Origin of the sequence: Streptomyces sp. NBC_00637 (assembly GCF_045161545.1) — a bacterium.
GTDB lineage: Bacteria > Actinomycetota > Actinomycetes > Streptomycetales > Streptomycetaceae > Streptomyces.
Genome location: NZ_CP109046.1, coordinates 7,594,536 through 7,619,841, shown reverse-complemented (window position 1 = coordinate 7,619,841; position 25,306 = coordinate 7,594,536). Strand labels below are relative to the sequence as shown.

At 72.4% G+C, this 25,306-nt stretch carries 24 protein-coding genes and 1 pseudogene; 13 read left to right on the top strand and 12 right to left on the bottom strand.

The annotated features are described in order from the left end of the window. Nucleotides 1-19: 19 nt before the first annotated feature. The gene (locus OG440_RS33590) at nucleotides 20-901 is read right to left on the bottom strand and encodes an SIS domain-containing protein (RefSeq protein ID WP_406010506.1); all 882 of its coding nucleotides are present in this window, start codon (nucleotides 899-901) and stop codon (nucleotides 20-22) included. Nucleotides 902-995: 94 nt separating this feature from the next. On the opposite strand from OG440_RS33590, the gene OG440_RS33585 reads away from it, so the two are divergent. Continuing rightward, a complete protein-coding gene (locus OG440_RS33585; RefSeq protein ID WP_406010505.1) occupies nucleotides 996-1,775 on the top strand; it encodes a DeoR/GlpR family DNA-binding transcription regulator in 780 nt (259 codons plus the stop codon). 242 nt (nucleotides 1,776-2,017) lie between these two features. On the opposite strand, the gene htpG is transcribed toward OG440_RS33585, so the two are convergent. The 3 genes from htpG to OG440_RS33570 all read right to left on the bottom strand — a co-directional run bounded on the left by htpG (nucleotide 2,018) and on the right by OG440_RS33570 (nucleotide 5,515). Beyond that, nucleotides 2,018-3,961 carry a molecular chaperone HtpG gene (gene htpG / locus OG440_RS33580; protein ID WP_406010504.1) on the bottom strand — a complete coding sequence of 648 codons (1,944 nt, stop codon included), beginning with the start codon at nucleotides 3,959-3,961 and terminating at the stop codon, nucleotides 2,018-2,020. A gap of 123 nt (nucleotides 3,962-4,084) precedes the next feature. Continuing rightward, nucleotides 4,085-4,702, bottom strand: a complete 618-nt coding sequence (locus OG440_RS33575) for a hypothetical protein (RefSeq protein WP_406010503.1) — start codon at nucleotides 4,700-4,702, stop codon at nucleotides 4,085-4,087. Between the two features lie 36 nt (nucleotides 4,703-4,738). Continuing rightward, on the bottom strand, nucleotides 4,739-5,515 hold the full coding sequence (locus tag OG440_RS33570; protein WP_406010502.1) for a class I SAM-dependent methyltransferase: 777 nt from the start codon (nucleotides 5,513-5,515) through the stop codon (nucleotides 4,739-4,741). A gap of 257 nt (nucleotides 5,516-5,772) precedes the next feature. On the opposite strand from OG440_RS33570, the gene OG440_RS33565 reads away from it, so the two are divergent. The 4 genes from OG440_RS33565 (at nucleotide 5,773) to OG440_RS33550 (ending at nucleotide 10,151) form a co-directional block, all read left to right on the top strand. After that, on the top strand, nucleotides 5,773-7,176 hold the full coding sequence (locus OG440_RS33565; protein ID WP_406010501.1) for a sensor histidine kinase: 1,404 nt from the start codon (nucleotides 5,773-5,775) through the stop codon (nucleotides 7,174-7,176). Next, nucleotides 7,173-7,820: a response regulator gene (locus OG440_RS33560; RefSeq protein WP_406010500.1), complete on the top strand. Its 648-nt coding sequence runs from the start codon at nucleotides 7,173-7,175 to the stop codon at nucleotides 7,818-7,820. The genes OG440_RS33565 and OG440_RS33560 overlap by 4 nt, the downstream gene beginning before the upstream one ends. 247 nt (nucleotides 7,821-8,067) lie before the next feature. Beyond that, complete coding sequence (locus OG440_RS33555; protein ID WP_406010499.1) at nucleotides 8,068-9,354, top strand: MFS transporter; 1,287 nt, start codon at nucleotides 8,068-8,070, stop codon at nucleotides 9,352-9,354. Between the two features lie 50 nt (nucleotides 9,355-9,404). Continuing rightward, nucleotides 9,405-10,151 carry a maleylpyruvate isomerase family mycothiol-dependent enzyme gene (locus tag OG440_RS33550; RefSeq protein WP_406010498.1) on the top strand — a complete coding sequence of 249 codons (747 nt, stop codon included), beginning with the start codon at nucleotides 9,405-9,407 and terminating at the stop codon, nucleotides 10,149-10,151. 13 nt (nucleotides 10,152-10,164) lie between these two features. Here the strand turns inward: OG440_RS33550 and OG440_RS33545 are convergent, their stop codons facing one another. Beyond that, nucleotides 10,165-10,569, bottom strand: coding sequence for a MarR family winged helix-turn-helix transcriptional regulator (locus OG440_RS33545; RefSeq protein WP_406010497.1), 405 nt, complete (start codon nucleotides 10,567-10,569; stop codon nucleotides 10,165-10,167). Nucleotides 10,570-10,655: 86 nt separating this feature from the next. Between OG440_RS33545 and OG440_RS33540 the strand changes: the two genes are divergently transcribed. Together OG440_RS33540 and OG440_RS33535 are read left to right on the top strand one after the other, a co-directional pair. Beyond that, nucleotides 10,656-12,146, top strand: coding sequence for an MFS transporter (locus OG440_RS33540; RefSeq protein ID WP_406010496.1), 1,491 nt, complete (start codon nucleotides 10,656-10,658; stop codon nucleotides 12,144-12,146). Nucleotides 12,147-12,244: 98 nt separating this feature from the next. Further along, on the top strand, nucleotides 12,245-12,529 hold the full coding sequence (locus OG440_RS33535) for a DUF6332 family protein (RefSeq protein ID WP_406010495.1): 285 nt from the start codon (nucleotides 12,245-12,247) through the stop codon (nucleotides 12,527-12,529). On the opposite strand, the gene OG440_RS33530 is transcribed toward OG440_RS33535, so the two are convergent. The 3 genes from OG440_RS33530 to OG440_RS33520 form a co-directional block, all read right to left on the bottom strand. Next, nucleotides 12,490-13,155 carry a response regulator gene (locus tag OG440_RS33530; RefSeq protein ID WP_406011531.1) on the bottom strand — a complete coding sequence of 222 codons (666 nt, stop codon included), beginning with the start codon at nucleotides 13,153-13,155 and terminating at the stop codon, nucleotides 12,490-12,492. The genes OG440_RS33535 and OG440_RS33530 overlap by 40 nt on opposite strands. 239 nt (nucleotides 13,156-13,394) lie before the next feature. Beyond that, nucleotides 13,395-14,660, bottom strand: coding sequence for a histidine kinase (locus OG440_RS33525; protein ID WP_406010494.1), 1,266 nt, complete (start codon nucleotides 14,658-14,660; stop codon nucleotides 13,395-13,397). 158 nt (nucleotides 14,661-14,818) lie between these two features. After that, nucleotides 14,819-15,520 carry a TetR/AcrR family transcriptional regulator gene (locus tag OG440_RS33520; protein WP_406010493.1) on the bottom strand — a complete coding sequence of 234 codons (702 nt, stop codon included), beginning with the start codon at nucleotides 15,518-15,520 and terminating at the stop codon, nucleotides 14,819-14,821. A gap of 164 nt (nucleotides 15,521-15,684) precedes the next feature. Between OG440_RS33520 and OG440_RS33515 the strand changes: the two genes are divergently transcribed. After that, nucleotides 15,685-16,140: a nitroreductase family deazaflavin-dependent oxidoreductase gene (locus tag OG440_RS33515; protein ID WP_406011530.1), complete on the top strand. Its 456-nt coding sequence runs from the start codon at nucleotides 15,685-15,687 to the stop codon at nucleotides 16,138-16,140. Nucleotides 16,141-16,155: 15 nt separating this feature from the next. Here the strand turns inward: OG440_RS33515 and OG440_RS33510 are convergent, their stop codons facing one another. Next, nucleotides 16,156-17,427 carry a geranylgeranyl reductase family protein gene (locus tag OG440_RS33510; protein ID WP_406010492.1) on the bottom strand — a complete coding sequence of 424 codons (1,272 nt, stop codon included), beginning with the start codon at nucleotides 17,425-17,427 and terminating at the stop codon, nucleotides 16,156-16,158. Between the two features lie 193 nt (nucleotides 17,428-17,620). On the opposite strand from OG440_RS33510, the gene OG440_RS33505 reads away from it, so the two are divergent. From OG440_RS33505 to OG440_RS33495, 3 genes and pseudogenes are all read left to right on the top strand, one after another. Beyond that, complete coding sequence (locus tag OG440_RS33505) at nucleotides 17,621-18,976, top strand: dipeptidase (protein WP_406010491.1); 1,356 nt, start codon at nucleotides 17,621-17,623, stop codon at nucleotides 18,974-18,976. Nucleotides 18,977-19,108: 132 nt separating this feature from the next. After that, complete coding sequence (locus OG440_RS33500) at nucleotides 19,109-19,795, top strand: transposase (RefSeq protein ID WP_406010490.1); 687 nt, start codon at nucleotides 19,109-19,111, stop codon at nucleotides 19,793-19,795. Between the two features lie 164 nt (nucleotides 19,796-19,959). Next, nucleotides 19,960-20,733, top strand: a pseudogene (locus OG440_RS33495) (MBL fold metallo-hydrolase). A gap of 6 nt (nucleotides 20,734-20,739) precedes the next feature. Here the strand turns inward: OG440_RS33495 and OG440_RS33490 are convergent. The 3 genes from OG440_RS33490 to OG440_RS33480 all read right to left on the bottom strand — a co-directional run bounded on the left by OG440_RS33490 (nucleotide 20,740) and on the right by OG440_RS33480 (nucleotide 23,230). Further along, entirely contained in the window at nucleotides 20,740-21,783 is a 1,044-nt protein-coding gene (locus OG440_RS33490; RefSeq protein WP_406010489.1) for an NUDIX domain-containing protein, read from the bottom strand. A gap of 151 nt (nucleotides 21,784-21,934) precedes the next feature. Then, nucleotides 21,935-22,129, bottom strand: a complete 195-nt coding sequence (locus OG440_RS33485; RefSeq protein WP_406010488.1) for a hypothetical protein — start codon at nucleotides 22,127-22,129, stop codon at nucleotides 21,935-21,937. A gap of 144 nt (nucleotides 22,130-22,273) precedes the next feature. Then, complete coding sequence (locus tag OG440_RS33480) at nucleotides 22,274-23,230, bottom strand: ROK family protein (RefSeq protein WP_406010487.1); 957 nt, start codon at nucleotides 23,228-23,230, stop codon at nucleotides 22,274-22,276. 233 nt (nucleotides 23,231-23,463) lie between these two features. Between OG440_RS33480 and OG440_RS33475 the strand changes: the two genes are divergently transcribed. After that, entirely contained in the window at nucleotides 23,464-24,501 is a 1,038-nt protein-coding gene (locus tag OG440_RS33475) for a LacI family DNA-binding transcriptional regulator (protein ID WP_406010486.1), read from the top strand. A gap of 15 nt (nucleotides 24,502-24,516) precedes the next feature. Further along, entirely contained in the window at nucleotides 24,517-25,254 is a 738-nt protein-coding gene (locus tag OG440_RS33470) for a hypothetical protein (RefSeq protein WP_406010485.1), read from the top strand. Nucleotides 25,255-25,306: the final 52 nt, after the last annotated feature.

Genomic DNA, 25,306 nt, shown 5'->3' with positions numbered 1-25,306 from the left:
CTCTTCGGGAGACGGGGGCTCAGGGGGCGAGGATCACCGAGCGGGTGAGGTGGCGCGGGCGGTCCGGATCGAGCCCGCGGGCGGCCGCGACGGCCACCGCCAGGCGTTGGGCGCGGACCAGTTCGGCGAGGGGGTCCAGCCCACCCGGCACCCACAACGCGCCGGTGGCGCCCACCTGGTGGGCCAGCCCCTCGGGCGCCTCGCCGAACATCCAGGTCGCCGTGGAGCCGGTGGCGATGCTGATGGGGCCGTGCCGGTACTCCATCGCGGGATAGGCCTCGGTCCAGGACAGCGACGCCTCGCGCATCTTCAGCGCGGCCTCGTTCGCCAGACCGACGGTCCAGCCGCGTCCGAGGAAGGTGAACTGCCCGCAGTCCACGAGCCCCGGGGGAAGCGGTTCGGCGAGCGCGGTCCGGGCGTCGGCGACCACGCCGGCACGGTGCAGGCCCAGCCCGGCACGCAGCAGGGTGAGCGCGGTGGTCGCGAACCGGGTCTGCACGACGGAGCGTTCGTCGGCGTAGTCCAGGACCACGACGTGATCGGCCGACTCCACGACCGGGGTGTCCGGGTCGGCGGTGATCACGGTCGTGCGGGTGCGTCCGCGCAGCCGGCCGAGCAGGTCGAGGACCTCGGTGGTGGTGCCGGACCGGGTCAGGGCGACGACCCGGTCGTAGGCGCGGGCGTGGGGAAACTCCGAGGCGGCGAAGGCGTCGGTCTCGCCGTGCCCCGCGCCCTCGCGCAGGGCGGCCGCCGCCTGGGCCATGAAGTACGAGGTGCCGCAGCCGACGATCGCCACCCGCTCCCCCGGCACCGGCAACTCGCCCGCGTACCGGGAGACCTCGGCTGCGGCACGGGCCCAGCAGTCGGGCTGGTCGGTCAGTTCGTCCTCGACGTGGGTCATGCCCCACCTCTCCCCGACGGTGACTGCTCCTGCGTGTTCATGCAAGATAGAGCCATCATTCGAACAACTTCAAGCATGCGAACGGAGACCGTCGATGTCACGTGACGCCCGCTGGAAGGCGCTGTTGGAGCTGCTCGTCGAGCGCGGCCGGCTGGACGTCGAGGACGCGGCGGCCGAACTGGCCGTCTCCGCGGCGACGATCCGCCGTGACTTCGACCAACTGGCCGAGCAGCAGATGCTGCTGCGCACACGGGGCGGGGCGGTGGTGCACGGGGTGTCGTACGAGCTGCCGTTGCGGTACAAGACGGCCCGGCAGGCCACCGAGAAACAACGGATCGCCAGGGCCGTCGCCGATCTGGTCGCGCCCGGCGAGGCGGTCGGGCTGACCGGCGGCACGACGACCACGGAGGTGGCGCGCGCGCTGGCGGTGCGCGGCGATCTGGCGTCCGGCGCGCCCGCGCTGACCGTGGTCACCAACGCGCTGAACATCGCGGCGGAGCTGGCGGTGCGGCCCCAGTTCAAGATCGTGGTGACCGGCGGCGTGGCACGCGCGCAGTCGTACGAGCTCGTCGGGCCGCTCGCGGACGGGGTGCTGGGTCAGATCACCCTCGACGTGGCGGTGCTCGGTGTCGTGTCCTTCGACGCGACGCACGGCGCCGCCGCGCACGACGAGACGGAGGCGGCGGTCGACCGCCTGCTGTGCGAGCGTGCCGAGCGGGTGGTCGTGGCGGCCGACTCCAGCAAGCTGGGGCGGCGGGCGTTCGCCCGGATCTGCGCGGCCGACGCGGTGGACACCCTGGTCACGGACACGGCGGCCGACGCGGCGACGGTGGACCGGTTCGAGGAGGCCGGAATCAGGGTCCTCCTCGTCTGACGTCACCCGGCGCCGGGTCGTGGGCGGCGACGTCGGAGGCGGAGACCACATCGGTGTGCGCGCCGTGAAAGGACCGGGCGGGGAACACCGTGCGCATGGGCCGGGCAGAAGGGCCGGGCAGAAGGGCCGGGCAGCGGGGTGGGCGTGGAGCGGCGCGGCCGGGCAGAAGGCTCTGCCCGGCCGCGCCGCCGTGACCTACGACGACGGTTACAGCGCGCGTTCCAGCCGGTCCACGACGTCGGTCACAGCGCGCGTTCCAGCTGGTCCGCGACCAGCTTCACGAACCGTCCGGGCTCCTTGGGACGCCCGCCCTCGGCGAGGACCGCCAGACCGTGCAGCAGTTCGGCGGTCTCGGCGAGCCCCGTGCGGTCCTCCCGCTCCTTGTAGGCCTGGTTCAGACCCTTCACGAGCAGGTGATCGGGGTTGAGTTCGAGGATCCGCAGGGCGCGCGGCACCTCCTGCCCCATCGCGCGGTACATGTTCTCCAGCGCGGGGGTGAGGTCGTGCGCGTCGGAGACGATGCAGGCCGGGGACACGGTGAGGCGGGACGACAGCCGCACCTCCTTGACGTCCTCCCCCAGTTGCTCCTTCATCCAGCCGAGCAGACCGGCGTACTCCTCGCCCTGCTTCTCGCGCTCGCCGTCGGCCTTCTCGTCGTCCTCCCCGCCGAGGTCGACCTCACCCTTGGCGACGGACCGCAGCGGCTTGCCCTCGAACTCGCCCACGGCGTCGACCCACACCTCGTCGACCGGGTCGGTGAGCAGCAGGACCTCGATGCCCTTCGCCCGGAACGCCTCCATGTGCGGGGAGTTCTCGATGCTCTGCCGCGACTCGCCGGTCAGGTAGTAGACGGCGTCCTGTCCGTCCTTCATCCGCTCCACGTAACTCTTCAGCGTGGTCGGTTCGTCCGTGCTGTGCGTGGTCGCGAACGACGAGACGGCGAGGAGGGTGTCGCGGTTGTCGGAGTCGCTCAGGAGTCCTTCCTTGAGGACGGCGCCGAACTCCCGCCAGAAGGTCGCGTAGCGGTCCGGGGCCGCGGTCATCATGTCCTTGACCGTGGAGACGACCTTCTTGGTGAGCCGGCGCTGCATCATCCGGATGTGCCGGTCCTGCTGGAGGATCTCGCGGGAGACGTTCAGCGAGAGGTCCGCCGCGTCGACGACGCCCTTGACGAAGCGCAGGTACGGCGGCAGCAGCGCCTCGCAGTCGTCCATGATGAAGACGCGCTTCACGTACAGCTGCACACCACGCTGGTAGTTCTGGTTGTACAGGTCGTGCGGGGCGTGCGACGGGAGGAACAGCAGCGCCTGGTACTCGAAGGTGCCCTCCGCCTGGAGCCGGACGGTCTCCAGCGGCTCGCGCCAGTCGTGGCTGATGTGCTTGTACAGCTCGTGGTACTCGTCGTCGGACACCTCGTCGCGCGAGCGCGCCCACAGGGCCTTCATCGAGTTCAGCGTCTCGGGTTCGGACGCGGTGCCGGGAGTCCCCTCGGTGTCGGTGGTGTCGCCGGTGTCGGCGGGTTTGCCGTCGACCGCCTTCGGGACCAGCCGGATGGGCCAGGTGATGAAGTCCGAGTAGCGCTTGACGATCTCCTTGATCGTCCGCTCCGCGGTGTAGTCGTGCAGCTGGTCGTCGGTGTCAGCCGGCTTCAGGTGCAGCATGACCGTGGTGCCCTGCGGAGCGTCGTCCACCCTTTCCAGGGTGTAGGTGCCCTCACCGCGCGACGACCAGCGGGTGCCCTGGCTCTCGCCGGCCCGCCGGGTCAACAGCGTCATCTCGTCGGCCACCATGAAACCGGAGTAGAAACCGACACCGAACTGCCCGATGAGCCCTTCGGCCCCGGCCTCCTCCTGGGCCTCGCGCAGCTCCTGTGCGAACTTCGCCGTCCCCGAGTTGGCGATCGTGCCGATCAGCCGGCCGACCTCGTCGTACGACATCCCGATGCCGTTGTCCCGCACGGTCAGGGTGCGGGAGTCCGCGTCGGTCTCGATCTCGATGTGCGGGTCGGAGACGTCGGCGTCGAGCGTGTCGTCCCGCAGCGCGGCGAGACGCAGCTTGTCCAGCGCGTCGGAGGCGTTGGACACGAGCTCGCGGAGAAAGACGTCCTTGTTCGAGTAGACCGAATGGATCATCAGCTGCAACAGCTGTCGGGCCTCTACCTGGAACTCAAACGTTTCTGTCGACATGATGGGCGTGTACCTCACAGGTTCCGGAGTCTCCTGGACTGGCGAGAGCCACTGTAAAACACCAAGTCAGCCCGCGACGCTCGCTGTTCGTGATCACCCGGATGCGGAAGAGCGGGCGGCTGGTCAGCGCGGGATCTCCTCGACCTTCGCGAAGCCGTCCGTTCCGCTCCAGCGGCGCCGGGTCAGCGACTCGCTGGAGGATCTGGTGAAGGCGAGGCCCCCGGAGTCGCCCCAGGGGGCGACCTTCGACCAGCCGTCGAAGCTCGTGGTGAGGTCCGTGTCCCACCGGGTGAGGTCCGCCGTGCCGACGGCGGCGAGCGACTCCATGGGCGGTTCGCCGTCGTAGCAGTACGGGCCCCAGTCCGCGATGACCGCGACCCTCGCGCCGAACGCCTTGAGCGTGAGGCTCTGGCAGCGGTCGGTCGCGGTCGCGTACACCACGTGCGGCGCGCTCCACACCCCCGTGTGCGCGTCCCGGTGCCGTTCCACGAGACCGCGTCCCTCGACGTACGCCATGCCCACCCGTCGGCCGTCGGGCAGCCCGATCTCCGCGTCGAACCGGGGGGACGGCACGGTCGGCGAGGACTCGGTGCCGGTGCCGGTTCCCGCCCCGGTGGCGGGCGCGACAGGGGTGACGGTGGCCGACCCGCCGGCGTCTCCCTGCCCGCCGCAGGCCACCGCGACACTCACCACCAACACCGCTCCCGCCAGGGCCCGCAGTCGCGCTCCGTGCATCCGCATGCCCCTATGTTCCCCTCTCGGGCCGGCTCGGGTCGGTCAGGTCCCGTGGGTGACGCGGATCTTGGACTGGCCGTGCGGGAGTTCCTCCCAGTCGTCCATGAAGCGGGCCCGCAGGCCGTGCTTCTCGGCCAGGGACAGCAGGGTGTCGGTCCGGTAGTAGAAGTCCTCCCGCAGCACCTGGTGTTCCTCGCCCTCGGTGCGGTCGAAGGTGAAGTCGAAGAAGCCGCCCGGCGCGAGCACCCGCCCCACGTTGGCCAGGCACTCCTCGATGACCGGGAGCGGCGAGTGCGAGAAGACGCTGTGCGCGTGCACCACGTCGAAGCGGGCCTCGGGCAGGAACCGCAGCGTCAGGTCGCGCACCGGCGTCAGGGCCGGGAGCCGCTGCTGCAGCCCCCTCTCCACGATCGTGTCCTGCGCGGCCACGAGGATGTCGGGTGAGATGTCGACGCCGTGATAGTGCCCGGGTTCCAGGTGCCGGATGAACCGCCAGCCGCCCCGCAGGTTGCCGCAGCCGATCTCCAGCATGCGGTGCTCCGGACGCAGACCGTGTCCGAGCAGGTAGTCGAACTGCATGGCGCCGAGGGCGAGCCAGCGTTCACGGTTGCGGCTGCCGACCGCCGCGTCCGGATCGGCGCGGGTGTCGGAGCGCATCACCGCGCGGTAGTACGAGACGTGGTCCTGGTGGCGGTGGCTCAGCCACAGGTCCCGGGCCGCGCGGGCGACATGGCGGGGCACCCGGTCGGGGTGACGCAGGGCATACCCGAGGCGGTGCCCGAAGGTAGCGCGGTTGACGGTGAGTTTCTTGGCGGGCATGCGGTTCCCGGCCTTTCCGAGCGATGTTTCCGGAGGGTCGTGACGGTCGCGGAATCCCTGCGATCGCACCGTTCCCGGCGTGCACGCGGTTCCCGAACGGCGCCTCCCGCACGGTGCGGCGGGATCCGGTTCCAGCCTCGCGGCGCACGGATGCGACCGCGTCGTCCGACCGTCTCGGCCCGCCGGGCGGTTCGGGCGAGCCGGATGTCAGCCGATCGGTTGATGCGGCCGGACGTGCGTCGCGTTAGACACGGAGGATGAGACACACCGATCCGGACGAGCGATGGCTGGGCACGGTCGTGCACCTCGCGTTCTTCGTGCTGCTCGGCTCCTCGTTCGTGCGCTTCCTGAGCCGCGACCGGGGCGGGGCCCACACCGGCTGGGTGGGAGCGCACACCGGTTGGGTGGTGGCGCTGTACGCGGCGTTCTGCGTGCTGCACGTCCTCGGGCGGTTCCTGGCCCCGGCGCCCCGGCCCGGTTCCGCGGCGACCTCGCGCCATCTGGCGTGGCTGGGCACGGTGTCGGCCGTCTGGCTGGTACTGCTGGTGCTCGCGCCGAGCGCGACCTGGTGCGCGATGCCGCTGCTGTTCGCGGGCCTGCACGCGTTGCCGCCCCGCGTCGCGGTGCCGCTCGCTGCCGTGCTCACCGCGCTGGTCGTGATCTCGGAGGTACGCGTTGCCGACGGCGCGCTGAATCCCAACATGGTCCTGGCCCCGCCCGCCGTCGCCGCCGTGGCCACCGCCGTGATGGTCCATCTGCAACGCCAGGGGGCCCGGCAGCGCGTGCTGATCGACGATCTGGTGCGTACCCGGCGCGACCTCGCGGCCTCCGAGCGGCAGGCGGGCGTCCTCGCGGAGCGTCAGCGGCTGTCCACCGAGATCCACGACACCCTCGCCCAGGGCCTGTCCAGTCAGCGGATGCTGCTGCACGCGGCCGAACGCGTCTGGGATTCGGATCCGGACGCGGCACGGGACCATCTGCGCGAGGCCGCCGAGATCTCCACGCGGGGCCTCGCCGAGGCGCGTCGCTTCGTGCACGACCTGGCGCCGGCCGACCTCGCCGGGCACACGCTCCCCGACGCGCTCGCGCTGCTCGCCGCACGGGAGAGCGAGCCGGGCCTGGCCCTGGAGTTCCGGCTCGACGGCGACCCGGGCCCCTTGCCCGAACGGGTCGAGGCCGCGCTCATGCGCATCGCTCAGGGGGCGCTGGCGAACGTACGCGAACACGCCGCCGCCACCCGTGGCGTCCTGACCCTGACCTGCCTGGACGACCTCGTCTCACTGGACGTCGCCGACAACGGGCGCGGATTCGGGCCGGGACCGGAGCCGGGCCCGGGGCCGGGACCGCAGCCGGGCCCGGGGCCAGGGCCGGGACCGGAGCCGGGCGGACCGGCCGACTCGCGCGGCGCCCCCGGTGCCCTCGCGCCGGCCACCCGTCGTCACACTCCCCCTGGCACGCCGGACGGCGCTCCTGCGGACAGCGCACCGGTGGCGGAACGCGACCGCACGCGCGGGCACGGGCTGCCCGCCATGCGCATCCGCGCCCGTCAGGCGGGTGGCACGCTCAGCGTCGAGTCCACCCCGGGCGAGGGCACGGTCGTCACCGTCGCCGTGCCCCTGACCTCGTTCGTCCCCGATCTTCACAAGGAGCCCGTCCCGTGAGCGCGTCCGTGCCCCCGCCGGCCGTCCGGCTGTTGCTGTGCGACGACCATGCCGTCGTCCGGGCCGGACTGCGCGCCCTGCTGTCCAGTGCCGAGGGCATCGAGGTGGTCGGCGAGGCGGGCACCGGCGAAGAGGCACTGGCCCTGGCCGCCCGACTGCGCCCCGACGTCGTACTGATGGATCTTCAGCTCGACGGCGGCATGGACGGCGTGACGGCCACACGGCGGCTGACCGGCGGGCCGCAGGCGGGTCCTCGGGTCCTGGTGCTCACGATGTTCGACACCGACGCCGACATCACCCGCGCCATCGAGGCGGGCGCCACCGGTTACCTGCTCAAGGCCGAACGGCCGGACGAGCTCTTCGCGGCGATCCGTACCGCGGCGACCGGCCGCACCGCGCTGTCGGCCCCCGTCGCCGACCGCCTGCTGACCAGGCTGCGCAGTCCGCGCCCCGCCCTGTCCGCCCGTGAGCACGAGATCCTCGCTCAGCTGGCCCGCGGACTGGGCAACCGGGAGATCGCCCGGGCGCTGTTCATCAGCGAGGCCACGGTCAAGACCCATCTCGGAAGGATCTACGGCAAGTTGGGGGTGGAGACACGGTCGGGCGCGGTGGCGGTCGCCAAGGAGCGACGCCTGCTGCCGTGACGACGGACACCGGGACACGCACGCCACCGGGACGACGTGACGCCGAGACCCCGGGCGTCCTCCACCGGCCCGTCCCCCAGGCCGCCCGCCGACGGCCACGGCGGCGGCGCGTCGGCGGCCACGCGCCTGCGGCCACACCGGCGATCGGCGACGGCGACGGCAGCACGTCCTCGCCGCCGGGTCCGGTGGCGGAGCGTACGACGGTGACGGCCTTGTTCAGCCTCGGGCGACCCCCTAGCCTCATTTTGTGTCGCAAATAAACAAATCCCGAACGCGCGACGACGCCGTACGGGGCCGGGGCGACGATCTCACCCGGCTCCGTATCGCCCTGACCACGTTCTTCGCCCTGGACGGCTTCGTCTTCGCCGGCTGGGTCGTCCGGATCCCGGCCATCAAGGAACAGACCGGCGCCTCCCCCAGCACCCTCGGGCTCGCGCTCCTCGGCGTCTCGGCGGGCGCGGTGATCACGATGATGTTCACCGGGCGGCTGTGCGGCCGCTACGGCAGCCACCCGGTCACCGTGGTCTGCGCGGTCCTGCTCTCCCTCAGCGTCACACTTCCCCCGCTCACCCACTCAGCCGCCGCACTCGGCGCCGTACTGCTGCTGTTCGGCGCGGCGTACGGCAGCATCAACGTCGCCTTCAACAGCGCCGCCGTCGATCTGGTCGCGGCGCTGGGCAGGCCGGTCATGCCGACCTTCCACGCGGCCTTCAGCCTGGGCGGCATGATCGGCGCCGGGCTGGGCGGGCTGGTCGCGGGATCCCTGTCCCCGACGCGCCATCTGCTCGGCCTGGGGATCATCGGCCTGCTCGTCACCGCGCTCGCGGCACCCACGCTGCTCCGGCAGGAGCCGCCCCGGCCACCCGAGCCCGCCATCGCCGGGCCCACGGATGCCGAAAGCAAGGGTGCTCCCGCCGGTCCAGCGGATGCCCCCGCCCATCAGGGAGGCCCGGCGTCCGCGAAGGCGGCCCCGCACCGGTCGGCACCCCGCACCCGTCGTCTCGTGATCGTCTTCGGTCTGATCGCCCTGTGCACCGCCTACGGCGAAGGAGCCCTCGCCGACTGGGGCGCCCTGCATCTGCGACAGGATCTGGGAGCGTCGGCCGGAGCCGCCGCGGCCGGGTACTCGTGTTTCGCGCTCGCCATGACGGTCGGCCGGCTCACCGGCACCACCCTCCTCGAACGGCTCGGCCGCACCCGTACCGTCGTGATCGGCGGCGGAGTCGCGGCGGCGGGGATGCTGCTCGGCGCGCTCGCCCCGGCCCTGTGGGCCGCTCTGCTCGGCTACTCGGTCGCGGGACTCGGACTGGCCAACCTCTTCCCGGTGGCCGTCGAACGCGCCGGCGCCCTGGCCGGCCCGAGCGGCGTCGCCACCGCCTCGACGCTCGGTTACGGCGGCATGCTTCTGGGCCCGCCCGCCATCGGCTTCATGGCCGACTGGTTCTCCCTGCCCGCCGCGCTCACCAGCGTGGCCGTGCTGGCCGGGGTGGCCGCGCTGATCGGCTTCACCACCCGCCGGGCGACGGCCGGCTGACGACCGCCGCCCCTCCCCTCGACCGCACTCCATCCGGCACACTCCCCCTCATGGAGACTGACGAGTTCATCCGCGTCCTGGACCGGGAAGGCCGGTCGCTGGCCTCCGCGGCGGCGGAGGCGGGCCCCGACGCGAAGGTGCCGACCTGTCCCGACTGGCAGGTCAGGGACCTGCTGCGGCACACGGGTACGGTCCACCGCTGGGCGACGTCGTTCGTGGCCGAGCGCGACCCTTCGTTCCGCCCCTTCGGTGAACCGCCGGAGCTCGACGGCGACGCGCTGCTGGACTGGTTCCGCGAGGGGCATCTGCGGCTCGTCGACACCCTGTCCTGCGCCTCGCCCGACCTGCTCTGCTGGCACTTCCTGTCCGCCCCTTCACCGCTCGCGTTCTGGGCCAGGCGGCAGGCGCACGAGACGGCCGTGCATCGCGTGGACGCGGAATCGGCCCGTGGCCGCGCACCCGAGGAGACCGCCCGGGACTTCACCGCCGGCTTCGCGGCGGACGGCGTCGACGAATTGCTGCGCGGGTTCCACGCGCGCGCCAAGAGCCGGGTGCGCACCGAGGAGCCACGGGTCCTGCGGGTGCGGGCGACGGACACGGCCGACGCCGTGTGGACCGTACGTCTGTCGTCGGAGCCGCCCGCGACGGAGCGGAACGACGAGGGGGACGCCGACTGCGAGGTGTCCGGTCCCGCGGCACTGCTCTATCTGTCGTTGTGGAACCGGCTGCCGCTTCCCACCGTGACCGGGGACGCCGCCCTCGCGACGCTGTGGCGGGAGAAGTCCGCCGTCAACTGACGCGTGGGCGCGGTCAGTCCGCCAGCATCCGGGTCAACACCGCGCGCTGCACCGGCCGTACGTCGCCGTGCAGCGCGCGCCCCTTCCCGGTGAGCGCGACCCGGACTCCCCTGCGGTCCTCCGCGCACATGCCACGCTCGACCAGACCGTCCTTCTCCAGGCGGGCGACGAGCCGTGACAGCGCGCTCTGACTCAGATGGACCCGCTCGGCGATCTCCTGGACGCGGTAACTGCACGAGCCGTCCGGCGCCGCCGACCCCGCGAGGACGTCGAGCACCTCGAAGTCGCTGCCGCACAAGCCGTGTTGATGCAGCGCCCGGTCGAGTTCGCACTGGGTCCGCGCATGCAGCGCCAGCATGTCCCGCCACTGGTCCACGAGGGCCTGCTCGGCCTCGGCCTCGCGCTTCGTCGCCGCCATGCGCCGCACCGTAGCAGAGAAAGTCAATCATTGCATCGGAATTAAATGCTCTTGCATTCGATGCATACGCATGTAGTGTCTCCGTCATGACCTCTCCGCTCCCCTCCCCCGCGTCCTCTCTCCCCGAGGGCCGCTGGACCTCGCGGCTGTGGGGCACTCTGCTGGTGCTGTGCGCCGCGATGTTCCTGGACGCGCTGGACGTGTCGATGGTCGGCGTAGCCCTGCCGTCCATCGGCTCCGACCTCGGCCTCACCACCTCGACCCTGCAATGGATCGTCAGCGGCTACATCCTGGGCTACGGCGGCCTGCTGCTGCTCGGCGGTCGCGCCGCCGATCTGCTCGGCCGCCGTCAGGTCTTCCTGATCGCCCTCGGCGTCTTCGCGCTGGCCTCGCTGCTCGGCGGGCTGGTCGACTCGGGTCCGCTGCTGATCGCGAGCCGGTTCATCAAGGGCCTGAGCGCCGCCTTCACCGCCCCGGCCGGCCTGTCCATCATCACCACGACGTTCCCGCAGGGCCCGCTGCGCAACCGGGCGCTCTCCATCTACACCACCTGCGCCGCCACCGGCTTCTCGATGGGCCTGGTCCTCTCCGGCCTGCTCACCGAGGCGAGTTGGCGCCTCACCATGCTGCTGCCCGCGCCGATCGCGCTGATCGCGCTGGCCGCCGGTCTGAAGCTGCTGCCCCGCAGCACACGCGAGAAGGACCACAACGGCTACGACGTGCCCGGCGCCGTCCTCGGCACCGCGTCGATGCTCCTGCTGGTCTTCACCGTGGTCCAGGCACCGGAGTCCGGCTGGACCTCCGCGCGTACGCTGCTGTCGTTCCTCGCCGTCGCCGCCCTGCTGACCGTCTTCGTCCTCGTCGAACGCCGCTCGGCAGGCCCGCTCATCCGGCTCGGTGTCCTGCGTTCCGGCAGCCAGATCCGCGCCCAGCTCGGCGCGATGGCCTTCTTCGGCTCGTACGTCGGCTTCCAGTTCCTGGCCACCCTCTACATGCAGACACTGCTCGGCTGGTCGGCGCTGCACACGGCACTGGCCTTCCTGCCCGCCGGCGCGCTGGTCGCGGTGTCCTCGACCAGGATGGGCGCGATCGTCGACCGGTTCGGCACCCCGCGGCTGATCGCGGCGGGCTTCGCCTTCATGGTCACCGGATACGCGCTGTTCCTGCGCGTCGACCTCGACCCGGTGTACGCGGCGGTGATCCTGCCGACCATGCTGCTGATCGGCGCGGCCTGCGCCCTGGTCTTCCCCTCCCTCAACATCCAGGCCACCAACGGCGTCGCGGACCACGAGCAGGGCATGGTGTCGGGGCTGCTCAACACCTCCGTGCAGGTGGGCGGCGCGATCTTCCTCGCCGTGGTGACCGCGGTGGTGACCGCGGGCGCCCCCGCCGACCCCACCCCGCAGGCCGTCCTCGACAGCTACCGGCCCGGACTCGCGGTGGTGACGGCCGTAGCCGCCGCAGGGCTGCTCGTCACCCTCCCCGGACTGCGCACCCGGCGCGCCCGGAACTCGGTCGTGATCGCCAGGTCCACCGTGGTGGAGGCGGACGCGGAGCCCGTGGGGGCCCGCGACTAGGACCCGTCCCGGCAGACAGGCCGGGGGGGATCCGCCTCCAGGAGTGCGCCCGGCGGGGCCGATTGCCTCGCCGGGCGCACACCTGTGAGACTCGCCGTATGAGGCAGCACGGGGGACGGCGCACCCAGGCCGAACGGGACATGATCACCGTCGAGATCGGATACGCGCTGTGCAGCGCGGTGTTCGCGGCGGCGGTTCTCTTCGGGGCGGTCGCGGGTCCGGCGCTGCTGTTCGAACTGCCGCACCTGGCGGAGACGTCGCTGCTGCGGGCGGGCCTGGTGCTCGCGCCCGTGGTGTTCATGGTCCGGGTCGTGTCCGTGCTCCTCCGCCTGCGAACGGGCGCTCAGCCCAGCCAGCCCGGCCGGACCAGCCCCGACTCGTAGGCCAGGACGACCAGTTGGGCCCGGTCCCGGACGCCCAGCTTCACCATCGTGCGACTCACGTGCGTCTTGGCGGTGAGCGGGCTGACCACCAGTCTGCGGGCGATCTCCTCGTTGGACAGACCGATCCCCACCAGCGCCATCACCTCCCGTTCCCGCTCGGTGAGCCGGCTCAGCGCGTCGGCCACCGCGGGCTCCTTGGAGCGGGCGGCGAACTCGGCGATGAGACGGCGGGTGACTCCCGGCGAGAGAAGCGCGTCGCCGGCGACCACCGCCCTGACGGCACGCAGGAGTTCCTCCGGCTCGGTGTCCTTGACCAGAAAGCCGGAAGCGCCCGAGCGGATCGCCTCGAAGACGTACTCGTCGAGCTCGAAGGTGGTCAGCATGATGACCTTGACCTGGGAGAGCGCCGCGTCGTCGGTGACCCGGCGGGTGGCGGCAAGACCGTCGAGGTGGGGCATCCGGATGTCCATCAGCACGACGTCGGGCCGCAGTTCACGCACCGCGCGCACCGCTTCCTCCCCGTCGGCGGCCTCGGCCGCCACCTCGATGTCGGGCTGCGCGTCCAGCAGGGCCCTGAACCCCGCCCGGACCAACGACTGGTCGTCGGCGAGCAGTACGCGGATCACCGTGCCTCCCTCGTCCACCGGTCCCACCCCGTTCGCCGGGTCCACCCGGTTCACCGGGTCCACCCCGTTTCCCGGGCCTGCCCCGTTCGCCGGGCCTGCCTTCCACACCGGGACCACTCCGTTCGTCGGTCCCGACCCGTTCGCCGGTTCCGACCCGTGCACCCGACCTGTCCCGGGCTCGGGCGTCCCACCCGCCTCCCGACCCGTCCCGTGCGGCGCGTGAGCCCCACCTGCCCCGTTCACCGGTCCTCCCCGGCGCTCGTGGGCAGGACGGCGAGGACCCGGAAGCCGCCGTCGGGGCGCGGTCCCGCCTCGATCGTGCCACCGAGGGCCGCGGCCCGCTCCCGCATCCCGGCGAGACCGTTGCCGCTGCCGCCCGCGTCGGCACCGGTGGCCGGACCGCCGTCGTCGATACGCAGCCGCAGCGTCCCGTCACCCTGATCGAGCCGTACTCGCGCGTGACGCGAACCCGAGTGACGTACGACGTTGGTGAGGGCCTCCTGGACGATGCGGAAGGCGGCGAGATCCGTGTGCGGCGACAACCGGGGCGGCCGCCCGGCCACCTCGACCGTGAGGCCCGCGCGCGCCGCCTGTTCCACGAGTTCGGGCAGCCGGTCCAGGCCGGGGGCGGGGGTACGGGGAGCGTCCCCCGGCGTGCGGAGGCTGTCGAGCACCTGACGTACCTCGCCCAGCGCCTCCTTGCTGGCGGACTTGATGGTGGTGAGCGCGGTGCGCGCCTGCTCCGGGTCGGAGTCGAGGAGCGCCAGGCCGACGCCCGACTGCACGTTGATGACCGAGAGGCTGTGGGCGAGGACGTCGTGCAGTTCGCGGGCGATCCGCAGCCGTTCCTCGTCGGCGCGGCGCCGGGCGGCCTGGGCGCGCTCGACCCGATCGCGGGCCAGCTGTTCGCGCCGGATCCGGGCCAGCTCCGCGATCGCCACGATGGCCACGGCCCATCCCGCGACGACGATCTCCTGTCCGAAAGGGGCAGGGTCGTCGCCGGCGGGCGGCAGCCACCGGTAGAGCCAGTGCGCGACCAGCAGGTGGACGGCCCAGAGCAGACCGAGAGCCGTCCAGGCGGCCCGCCGGTGCCCGGCGACGACGGCGGTGAAGCAGGCCACCGCCACGGTCAGGAAGACCGGCCCGTACGGGTAACCGGCGCCCAGGTAGACCGCGACGGTGGTCGCCGTGCCGAACACGACGGCGACCGGGTATCGCTGCCGCCAGAGCAGCAGTCCACAGGCGAGCACCAGCAGCACGCGCGCGAAAGCGTCGAGCGGCGCCCGCTCACCCTCCTGCGCGTGAGCGGCGAAGTGCGAGCCGACCAGGACGAAGGCGGTGAGCAGCACGGTGGAAAGCCAGGGCCATCGCGCGGCGCGGGACCCCTCGTCCGCACCGCCCGCGTGGTCTTCCCAGCGGCCCCGCCGACGCCGCAGCCAGGGCGGCAGCGGGTGCGACCACCCCTGTCCCGGGCCGCCGCGCCCCTGCGTCCGCTCGTCTTCCATGCCCGCCACGCTAGACGCCGCCGGGCGCCCCGGGCGTCCGCCGGGCGAGGTGATCACGCGTACTCCCCCGGAAGTACGCGACCCCCCGGAGCGGCCGTGTCGCCCTGTGGCCACGCGGTGGCGCGGTGGCGTGGCGGCTTGGCCGCGTGGTGCGGCGCCTAGCGGAGTCCCACCTCGTGGGCGAGGCGCGTGACCGCGTATCTGAAGAACGGTTCGCGCTCCTCCACGACCCGGTGGAACTGGCCGAACAGCTCGAACCCGACCAGTCCGTACAGCTGGGCCCACGCCGCCACGAGTGCCGCGACCGCCCCCGGCGGGAGGTCGGGGGCGAGGTCGGCTCCCATCCGGACCGCTTCGGGGACCAGTTCGTCCGTCAGGAGCGGCACCTCCAGTGCGTGGCTCCGGTGCGCGTCCCGCACGATGTCGATGAGGAGCAGGCCGACGCGGGCGGCGGCCGGGACGGTCGTCTGGGGCGCGCTGTAGCCCGGCACCGGCGAGCCGTAGATGAGCGTGTACTCCTGGGGATGCGCCAGCGCCCAGCCGCGCACCGCCTCGCCGACCGCGACCCAGCGGTCGACGGGAGCGGCGCCCGGGCCCGCGTCGACGACGGCCGCGTGTGCCGCCTCCGCGGCCTCGCCGAGGGAGTCGTAGGCGTCGATGATGAGCGCGGTGAGCAGATCGTCGCGGCTCGGGAAGTAGCGGTACAGCGCGGAGGAGGCCATGCCGAGCTCACGGGCCACGGCACGCAGCGAGAGCTTGGCCGCCCCCTCGGAGGCGAGCTGTCTGCCGGCCTCGTCCTTGATGGCTGCGGTGACTTCGATCCTGGCGCGGGCGCGTGCCCCTCGAACGGTGTTGCTCATGCGGGCCAGTGTGCCACGAATGCAGAGCACCGCACCCAAAGTGGATCGGCGCACAGAATAGAGAGCACCGCTCTTGCTTTCGGTGGTGACTTACGTCAGACTCGAACCGAGCGAGAGCAGTGCTCACACTTTCCGTTCTGGAGGCAGTAGCCATGTCAGCAGCCATGTCGTCCCACGTGCAGAAGCCCGGCTGGTTCACCGTCAACGTCCTCAACCGCACCGTGGCCTGGCTGACCCGCCGGGGCCTGAGCGTGTGGGGGTCCCGGGTCCTGGCGGTCCGCGGCCGCAAGAGCGGCGAGTGGCGGACCACGCCGGTAAACCTGCTGACCGTGGACGGGCAGCAGTACCTGATCGCGCCGCGCGGGCACGTCCAGTGGACGCACAACATGCGCGCGGTGGGCGGCGGCGAACTGCGCCTGGGCAAGAACGTGGAGGAGTTCACGGCGGTCGAGGTCGCCGACGACGACAAGACGCCGCTGCTGCGCGCCTACCTCAAGCGCTGGAAGGCCGAGGTCGGCGTCTTCTTCAACGGCGTGGGGCCGGACTCCCCGGACGCCGAGATGCGCCGTATCGCCCCTGACCACCCGGTCTTCCGGATCACCGTCACCAACCGACGGTGATCCGCGGCCCTCGGGTCAGGAGTCGCTCTCCTCGGCCGCCCGGCCGGCGGCCGCCGCCTGTCGCCGGTCCACGGCGGTCAGGGCGCGCTGGGCCATCGGATGCGAGCGGATGAGCTCGCCCAGGGTCGTCCGGCCGCGGGTGATGTCGGTGAACGCGCGCCAGGCCGGGCGGACACCGGTGAGGGCGGCGTGGAAGAGGCCGGGACGGCGCTCGAAGAGGCTGAGCAGCCGCTTGCCGACGCTCATCTCCACCCCGAGGCCCGCCTTGATCGCGAAGGCGTAGTTCAGCGCCTGGCGGCGGGCGTCCACCGCGTCGTGCGCCTCGGAGACACGGACCGCCCACTCACCGGCGAGCCGGCCCGAGCGCAGCGCGAAGGAGATGCCCTCGCGGGTCCACGGCTCCAGCAGCCCCGCCGCGTCACCGCACACGAGCACCCGCCCGCGCGACAGCGGGGAGTCGTCCGCCCGGCAGCGGGTCAGGTGGCCGGAGGAGATGCTCGGCTCGAACCCGGCGAGGCCGAGCCGCCCGACGAAGTCCTCCAGATAGCGCTTGGTCGCCGCGCCCTCGCCGCGCGCCGAGATGACACCGACCGTCAGCGTGTCCCCCTTGGGGAACACCCAGCCGTAGCTGCCGGGCATCGGGCCCCAGTCGATGAGGACCCGGCCCTTCCAGTCCTCGGCGACCGTCTCCGGCACCGGGATCTCCGCCTCCAGGCCGAGATCCACCTGGTCGAGCTTCACCCCGACATGGGCCCCTATACGGCTGGCGCTGCCGTCCGCGCCGACGACCGCGCGCGCCAGCAGTGTCTCGCCGCCCTGGAGGACGACCGCGACCGTGCGCCGGTCCGGCACCGCCGAGCCGTGCTGCTCGACCCGCTGCACGGTGACGCCCGTGCGCAGCTCGGCGCCCGCCTTCTGGGCGTGTTCGACGAGCTGCTGGTCGAACTCGGGCCGGTTGATCAGCCCGAAGAGCATCTGCCGGGAGCGGCGGGTGCGGGTGAAGCGCCCGTTGTTCGAGAAGGTCACCGCGTGCACCCGGTCGCGGAAGGGCAGCTCGAAGCCCGGTGGCAGCGCGTCGCGGGAGGGGCCGATGATGCCGCCGCCACACGTCTTGTAGCGGGGCAGCTCGGCCTTCTCCAGCAACAGCACCCGCCGTCCCGTGACCGCCGCCGCGTAGGCGGCCGAAGCCCCTGCGGGGCCCGCGCCCACCACGACGACGTCCCATACCTGCCGCGCGTCGTCCGCCGAAGAGTTCTCGTCGTCCGCCGGAGAGTTCTCGCTGCTCACGATGGTCTACTGCTCCTGATCAAGCCGCTTGCCGCACCTGTCCCCCGCATCCTACGGCGGAGATCGCCACGGTCCGCTGTGGGAGGATCGGCGGCGTGCGCGCCCCACATCCCGGCAGGCGCGTACGCTCGCACGATCACCCGTACGGACCAGTACACACCAGTACAACGTCGCACCCACAAGGAGCGTGCCCATGTCGTCGAATCCGGTCGCCGAGACCGTCGCCTCGCTGATGCCCGGGGCGCGGGCGGAGCTCGCCGAGCTGGTGGCCTTCAAGTCGGTTGCGGACTTCGACCAGTTCCCCAAGAGCGAGAGCGAGGCCGCCGCGAACTGGATCGCGGACGCGCTGCGCGCCGAGGGCTTCCAGGACGTGGCCCTGCTCGACACCCCGGACGGCACGCAGTCGGTGTACGGCTTCCTGCCCGGCCCCGCCGGTGCCCGGACGGTTCTGCTCTACGCCCACTACGACGTGCAGCCGCCGCTCGACGAGGCCGCCTGGACGACACCGGCCTTCGAGCTGACGGAGCGCGACGGCCGCTGGTACGGCCGCGGCAGCGCCGACTGCAAGGGCGGCGTCATCATGCACCTGCTCGCGCTGCGCGCCCTCAAGGCGAACGGGGGTGTCCCGGTCAATGTGAAGGTGATCGTGGAGGGATCCGAGGAGCAGGGCACCGGCGGCCTGGAGCGCTATGCCGAACAGCACCCCGACCTGCTGACGGCCGACACCATCGTCATCGGCGACGCGGGCAACTTCCGGGTGGGCCTGCCGACCGTCACCTCCACCCTGCGCGGTATGACCATGATGCGGGTGCGGGTCGACACCCTCGAGGGCAATCTGCACTCCGGCCAGTTCGGCGGGGCGGCGCCGGACGCGCTGGGCGCGCTGATCCGCGTGCTGGACTCGCTTCGCGCGGAGGACGGCTCGACGACCGTCGACGGCCTGACCGACGACACGCGCTGGGAGGGCCTCCAGTACGACGAGGCGCAGTTCCGCCAGGACGCCAAGGTGCTGGACGGCGTCGGTCTGATCGGTTCCGGCACGGTCGCCGACCGGATCTGGGCCCGCCCCGCCGTCACCGTCCTGGGCATCGACTGTCCGCCGGTCGTCGGCGCCACCCCGTCCGTGCAGGCGGGTGCCCGTGCGCTGATCAGCCTCCGGGTGCCGCCGGGCGTGGACGCGGCCGAGGCCACGAAGCTGCTCGAGGCCCATCTGGAGGCCCACACGCCGTGGGGTGCGCGGGTGAGCACCGAACAGATCGGCCAGGGCCAGGCGTTCAGCGCGGACACCACCAGCCCGGCGTACGCGGCGATGGCCGACGCGATGGCGATCGCCTACCCCGGCCAGGATATGCAGTACGCCGGTCAAGGGGGTTCCATCCCGCTGTGCAACACCCTGGCCGCCCTCTACCCGCAGGCGGAGATCCTGCTCATCGGCCTGAGCGAGCCGGAGGCGCAGATCCACGCGATCGACGAGAGCGTGTCCCCCGACGAGCTGGAGCGGCTCTCGGTGGCGGAAGCCCTGTTCCTGCGCAACTACGCGGCCGGCTGACCGGCTCTGCCGTCGGCGGAGAGGCCCGCCCACCGGACTCTGTTGGTCAATGCCTGGCCCCTCGCGTGACGTTGGCCTTCACCGCCCGGTTGTGGGTGGTGAAGGCCAACGTTGTGTTTGGGGAGGGCGTCGGTGTCTTTGCGTGTGCTGGGGCTGGGGGAGATCCCGGAGGAGACCGCGCGGGTTGCGCGGGTGGTGTGTCCTCGTGGTGCGTTCGCTATGCGGCTGCGGGAGGAGTTCGCCGAGGTCTTCTCGGGGGAAGCGTTCGCAGACCTGTATCCCGAGCGGGGACGCCCGGCTGTGGCACCGGGCGTGTTGGCCCTGGTCACGGTGTTGCAGTTCGCCGAGGGGCTGTCCGACCGGCAGGCGGCGGACGCCGTGCGCACGCGGATCGACTGGAAGTACGCGATCGGCCTGGAGTTGATGGACACCGGGTTCGACTACTCGGTACTCAGCGAGTTCCGGTCCCGGATGCTGGCAGGTGAGAAGGCCGGCGAGGTCTTCGATCTCGTCCTGCGTCTGGCCAGGGAACGCGGGCTGCTGAAGACCGCGGGACGGCAGCGGACCGACTCCGCGAAGGTGCTGGGAGCGATCACGGGGCTGAACCGGCTGGCCCTGGTCGGGGAGAGTCTGCGAGCCGCTTTGAATTCGATCGCGGCCGTGGCGCCGGACTGGCTGGCGGGCCGGGTCGATCTGGAATGGTTCGACCGCTACGGCCACCGGGTCGAGGAGGCCCGGCTCCCTACGGCCTGCGCCGGTCCCGCTACCGCGGCCAGCCCAAGACCCACCTCCAGCACCTCTTCGCCGCAGCCGCCATGAACCTCTCGCGCCTCGACACCTGGACCAGCGGCACACCGCGAATCGGCACCCGCACTTCCCGCTTCGAAGCGCTGAGGCCCGCCGCCTGATGCCGACGGGCCTCACGGAGGGCCAGGCATTGACCAACAGAGTCCACCGGGCGGGCCCCTCGCCACGGTCGTCCCGTGGACGTCATCGAACTCCTCCCCCACTTGCACCTGTTGAGGTTCCAGGTCGGGCAGGCCTGTCTCTGGCGTGACGGGACGAGCTGACCCTGGTCGACGCGGGGCCGCCCGGCTCCGGCAGGCCGATCGCCGAGGCGGTCACGGCCCTCGGGTACCTCCCCGGGGCCGTACGGCGGATCGTCCTCACGCACTGCCACGCGGATCACGCGGGCGGTGCGGCCGAGTTCGCGGCCTCTGCGGGATCGGAGATCGTGGCGCACACGGCGGAGGCGGCCGTCCTGCGCGGAGAAGTGCCGGGACCGCCAATGGTTGTTGGAGGACTGGGAGCGCCCCCTGCACGCTGCCGCACAACGTCACCTGCCGCAAGGGGAGTTCGCGCGGCCCGGCCGGATCACCGAGGTGGCCGACGGAGATGCCCTGGAGTTCGGTGACGGGGCGCGTGTGGTGTGGATGCCCGGGCACACGGCCGGCAACATCGCCGTCCTGCTTCCCGGGCACGGTGTGCTGTTCACCGGGGACTGCGCCGCCGCCTCGCCCGTCGACGGCGCGGTACTGCCGGGCGTCTTCCACCACGACCGGCCACAGGCCCTCGCGTCCTTCCGCCGACTGGCCCTGCTGGACACGGACATGGCCTGCTTCGGGCACGGCGACCCGGTCACCGCAGGAGCGTCCGCCGTACTGCGCAAGGCGGCGGACGCCCACCCTGATCCGCGTCAGGCCGACCAGGGGTCACCGATGCCGGCGGAGGCGCTGCGTCGGGTCCCGTCGCCGTAGCGGCGTTCACTCGGTCGGTGTGCCCGCCTCCAGATAGAGCGCCGCCCCGCGCTCGCGGGCTCGCAGCGCCCAGCGCAGTCGCTCGTAGCGGACCGGTGGCAGGAGATCGGCGGCCTCCTCCTCCGTGACGAAGCGCCAGCCCCGCAGCTCGGGGCCGGGCAGCAGGAGCCCGGCGACGGCGGCGGTGTCGAGCCGTCCGCCGTCGAAGAGGAGGCGCAGCCCTCCGTAGGCGGGCGGCGCCGGCCGTTCCCAGTCGACGACCAGCAGGCGGGGTACGTCGTCCAGCCGGATCCCGGTCTCCTCCTCGACCTCGCGCACGCCCGCGCGCGCGGGGGCCTCGCCGGGCTCCACGACCCCCCCGGGGAACTCCCAGCCGGGTTTGTACGTCGGGTCGACGAGCAGCACCCGGTCCTGTTCGTCGAACAGGAGGACGCCGGCGGCCACCGTCTCGGCGGTGGGCTCGGGGGTCTGCACGATGTCGCACGCGGCGACGGAGCCGGTGCCCACGGCCTCGGCTATCCGGGCGGCCGTCTCCTGCGGGGTGAGGACTCCGTTGTCGACGGGATGGGCGTCCGCGGTGAGCCAGGAGGCGAGGGCCGCGTGGTAGGGCTCGATGTGGTCGTACGACCACTGGCGGATCCGCATCTCGCCGTCGGGGAGGTCCGCAGGGACCTCCCGGGCGGCTATTCGCTCGCGCAGGATCGTTTCCCCCGGAGCGAGGAGGACATGCCGGACGGGGATCCGGCGGGCGGCGAGACCGCCGAAGATCTCGTCGCGGTACTCCTGGCGCAGCAGGGTCATGGGGACGACGAGGGTGCCGCCCAGCTCGGCGAGCAACGCGGCCGCCGTGTCGATCACGAGCCGCCGCCAGATCGGCAGGTCCTGGAAGTCGCCGACCTCCGCGAGACGCTTGGGCGGCAGCAGGTGCGGGAGTGCTCCGCCGATGACCTCGGGGTCGAAGAGCGTGCTGTTCGGGATCAGGTCGATCAGTTCCCGTGCGGTGGCGGTCTTCCCCGCACCGAACGCGCCGTTGATCCAGACGACGGTCACGGTTCCCCCTCTTCTGTTGGCCCCCTGTGGCTTGCCCGCTCCACCCTGCCACGGAAACCAGTTCCCGTTGAGGGCGCACGGACGCCGTGGCGCCGACCCCCCTCGCGGTGGGGTGCCGGCGCCACGGCGTTCGTGGTGTGTGCCCGATCCGTCAGCCGTTCTGCCCCAGGGCGTCGTCGTCGACGGCCAGACTGTCGCTGGAGATGGTGTGGTCGAGCGTGCTGAGGGTGTCGCCCACGTTCAGTCCGTCGAGGTCCGCACCCCCCAGACCGTGCGAGGGGCTGATCGCCGCGACGACGAAGCCGGTGGCGAGGGAGGCGATGGCGAGCATGCTGCGCTTCTTCATACGGAGATCAACGGCCCCGACGGCACGGGGTCACGCGTCACCGCGCATCGGGGGCACCGGCACCACGCTCCGCCCCGCCCCGCTTCCCCAGGCCACCCCCGACGCCGGAACGTTCCTTCCGTCTCCCGGCGTCGCGTCTCGGTGTCAGACCCCCGCCTCCGCTGCGGTCGCCGAGTGCGCGGCCAGCGCCGCCGCCGCCGCGCCCACCAGGCCCGCGTCCGTGCCCATCCGCGCCGGGGTCACGGTCAGCCGCTGGACGAAGGAGAGGGTGGCGTAGTCGCGGAGCGCGCGGCGCAGCGGGGCGAAGAGCACCTCGCCCGCCTTGCCGACGCCCCCGCCGACCACCGCGATGTCGATCTCGACGAGGGTCGCGGTGGCGGCGATGCCGGCGGCCAGGGCCTGGGCGGCCCGTTCGAAGGACGCCACGGCGACCGGGTCGCCCGCGCGGGCGGCGGCGGCCACCGCGGCCGCGGAGGTGTCGCCGTCGGGGCCGGGCAGCCAGCCGTTCTCCAGGGCCCGTCGGGCGATGTGGGGACCGCTGGCGACGCGTTCCACACAGCCCCGCCCGCCGCACGCGCAGGGGTCACCGTCGAGTTCGACACTGATGTGGCCGATGTGTCCCGCGTTGCCGGTGGGACCGGGGTGCAGTCGTCCGCCCAGGACCAGGCCGCCGCCGACGCCGGTGGAGACCACCATGCACAGCGCGTTGTCGTGGCCACGGGCCGCGCCCTGCCAGTGTTCGGCCGCCGTGATCGCCACGCCGTCGCCGATGAGTTCGACGGGGAGGTTCCCCGTCGCCGCCCGGACCCGGTCGACCAGCGGGAAGTCACGCCAGCCGGGCACGTTCACCGGGCTGACCGTGCCCTTCGAGGCGTCCACCGGGCCCGCGCTGCCGATGCCGACGGCTCGGACGCGCCCCCACAGTGGAGCCGCGGTCAGTTCCGCCAGCGTCTCCTCGACGGCCCGCATCACGGTGTCGCCGTGCTCCTGGGCGGGCGTGGGGCGCTGCGCGCGGGCCAGGATCGTGCCGTCGCCGTCCACCAACGCTCCGGCGATCTTGGTGCCGCCGATGTCGAGCGCGGCCACGAGGTCGGTGTACATCAGTCTGGTTTCTCCCGGTCCACCATGGAAAGGGCTGGCCGGTCCAGCGGTTGGGGGACGCGGGCCGGAGATGCGGTGGACAGTGTCTCCCGCATCTGACAACGTTGTCCAGGCTCTATGCTCGACGCCACATCCTCATACACACCCTGGGACCCGCGCATCCCCGTGCGCAACATTTCGTGGACGGCGTGCATGGCCGGCCTCCCGTGGACGACAGGACAGGACACAGCATCGTGCCCGAGACGCAGCGCCGGCCCGAGAGCCGCTACGGCAACCGTCCCACCATGAAGGACGTCGCCGCTCGCGCCGGAGTCGGCCTCAAGACGGTCTCGCGCGTGGTGAACGGCGAGCCGGGCGTCACGCCCGAGACGGAACGCCGCGTCCAGGAGGCCATCGACGCGCTCGGTTTCCGCCGCAACGACAGTGCCCGGGTGCTGCGCAAGGGCAGCACGGCCAGCATCGGACTGGTCCTGGAGGACCTCGCCGACCCGTTCTACGGGCCGCTCAGCCGCGCGGTGGAGGAGGTCGCCCGCGCCCACGGTGCACTGCTCATCAACGGTTCCAGCGCCGAGGACCCGGACCGGGAGCAGGAGCTGGCACTGGCGCTGTGCGCGCGCCGGGTGGACGGGCTGGTGGTGATCCCGGCCGGTGACGACCACCGGTACCTGGAGCCCGAGATCAAGGCGGGCGTCGCCACGGTGTTCGTGGACCGGCCGGCCGGGCAGATCGACGCCGACTGCGTCCTGTCGGACAACTTCGGCGGCGCCCGCGAGGGCGTGACCCACCTGGTGGCGCACGGGCACCGCAGGATCGGCTTCATCGGTGACATGCCCCGCATCCACACCGCCGCCGAGCGTCTGCGCGGCTACCGCGCGGCCATGGAGGACGCCGGGATACCGGTCGAGGACGCCTGGATGTCGCTGGGCGCCACCGATCCCCTGCGGGTGCGCCGGGCGGCCGAGGAGATGCTGTCCGGGACCGCGCCGGTCACGGCGATCTTCTCGGGCAACAACCGGGTGACGGTCACCGTGATCCGGGTGCTCGCCGAGCGGGCCCGGCGGGTCGCCCTGGTGGCCTTCGACGACCTGGAGCTCGCCGACCTGCTCCAGCCGGGGGTCACGGTGGTCGCCCAGGACGCGGCCACGCTCGGCCGTACCGCCGCGGAGCGCCTGTTCGGGCAGCTGGACGGCACCCTGATCACCCCCGAGCGCATCGAACTGCCGACCCGGCTCGTCACGCGCGGCTCGGGCGAGCTGCCGCCGGCCGACTGAGCGACCATGGACGTCATGGACGCCCATGACGAGAGCCGCACCCTTCGGGCGCTGGGTCTGGCCGACGCGCCGCGCGACCACCCGCTGACCTATCCCGGCGCCTGGCCGGCCGCGTCCGGGCTGCTCCGCGGGGACGAACTGCTGCCGCTGGACCGGCTGACGCATCCCGGCCGCACTCCGGTCGTGGCCGTCGGCTCCAACGCCAGTCCCGCCCAACTGCGCCACAAGATGGCCGAGTTGGGGGTCACCTCGCCCATCCCCATGGTGAGGGCCCGGGTGACGGGCGTCGACGTCGGCGTCTCGGCGCATGTCAGCCGTCACGGCTATGTGTCCGCGTCGCCCGTCGACGCCCCGGCCGTCACACGGGAGTTGTTCGTCATCTGGCTGGACCCGGAGCAGCTCGCCCTGATCGACGCCACGGAGCCGAACTACGACCGGGTCCTGCTGCCCGCGCCGGGCTACCGGGTCGAGCTGGAGAACGGCGAGGCCCTCCTGGATGCCTTCGCGTACGTGAATCATCATGGCGTGCTGCACAACGGCGACGGGGTGCCGCGCGTACATCCGGGGCAGCGCGCGCTGATCACCGAACTCCTCGGACGGTCAACGGAGTTGCGGAGGCTGTACGGGACGACCGCCGAGGAGTTCTGCACCCGCGCACGGGCCGACGCGGGGCTGTGCCGGCAGGGCACTCTTCTGTTCGCGGAAGAGAAGTGGGTGACCGCGTCCGGTCTGGAACATCTGCACGTCCGATAAAGTGATCGAACGGCATCGCGTGTCGGTCACCGACCGGGTGAGGCATGGAGGT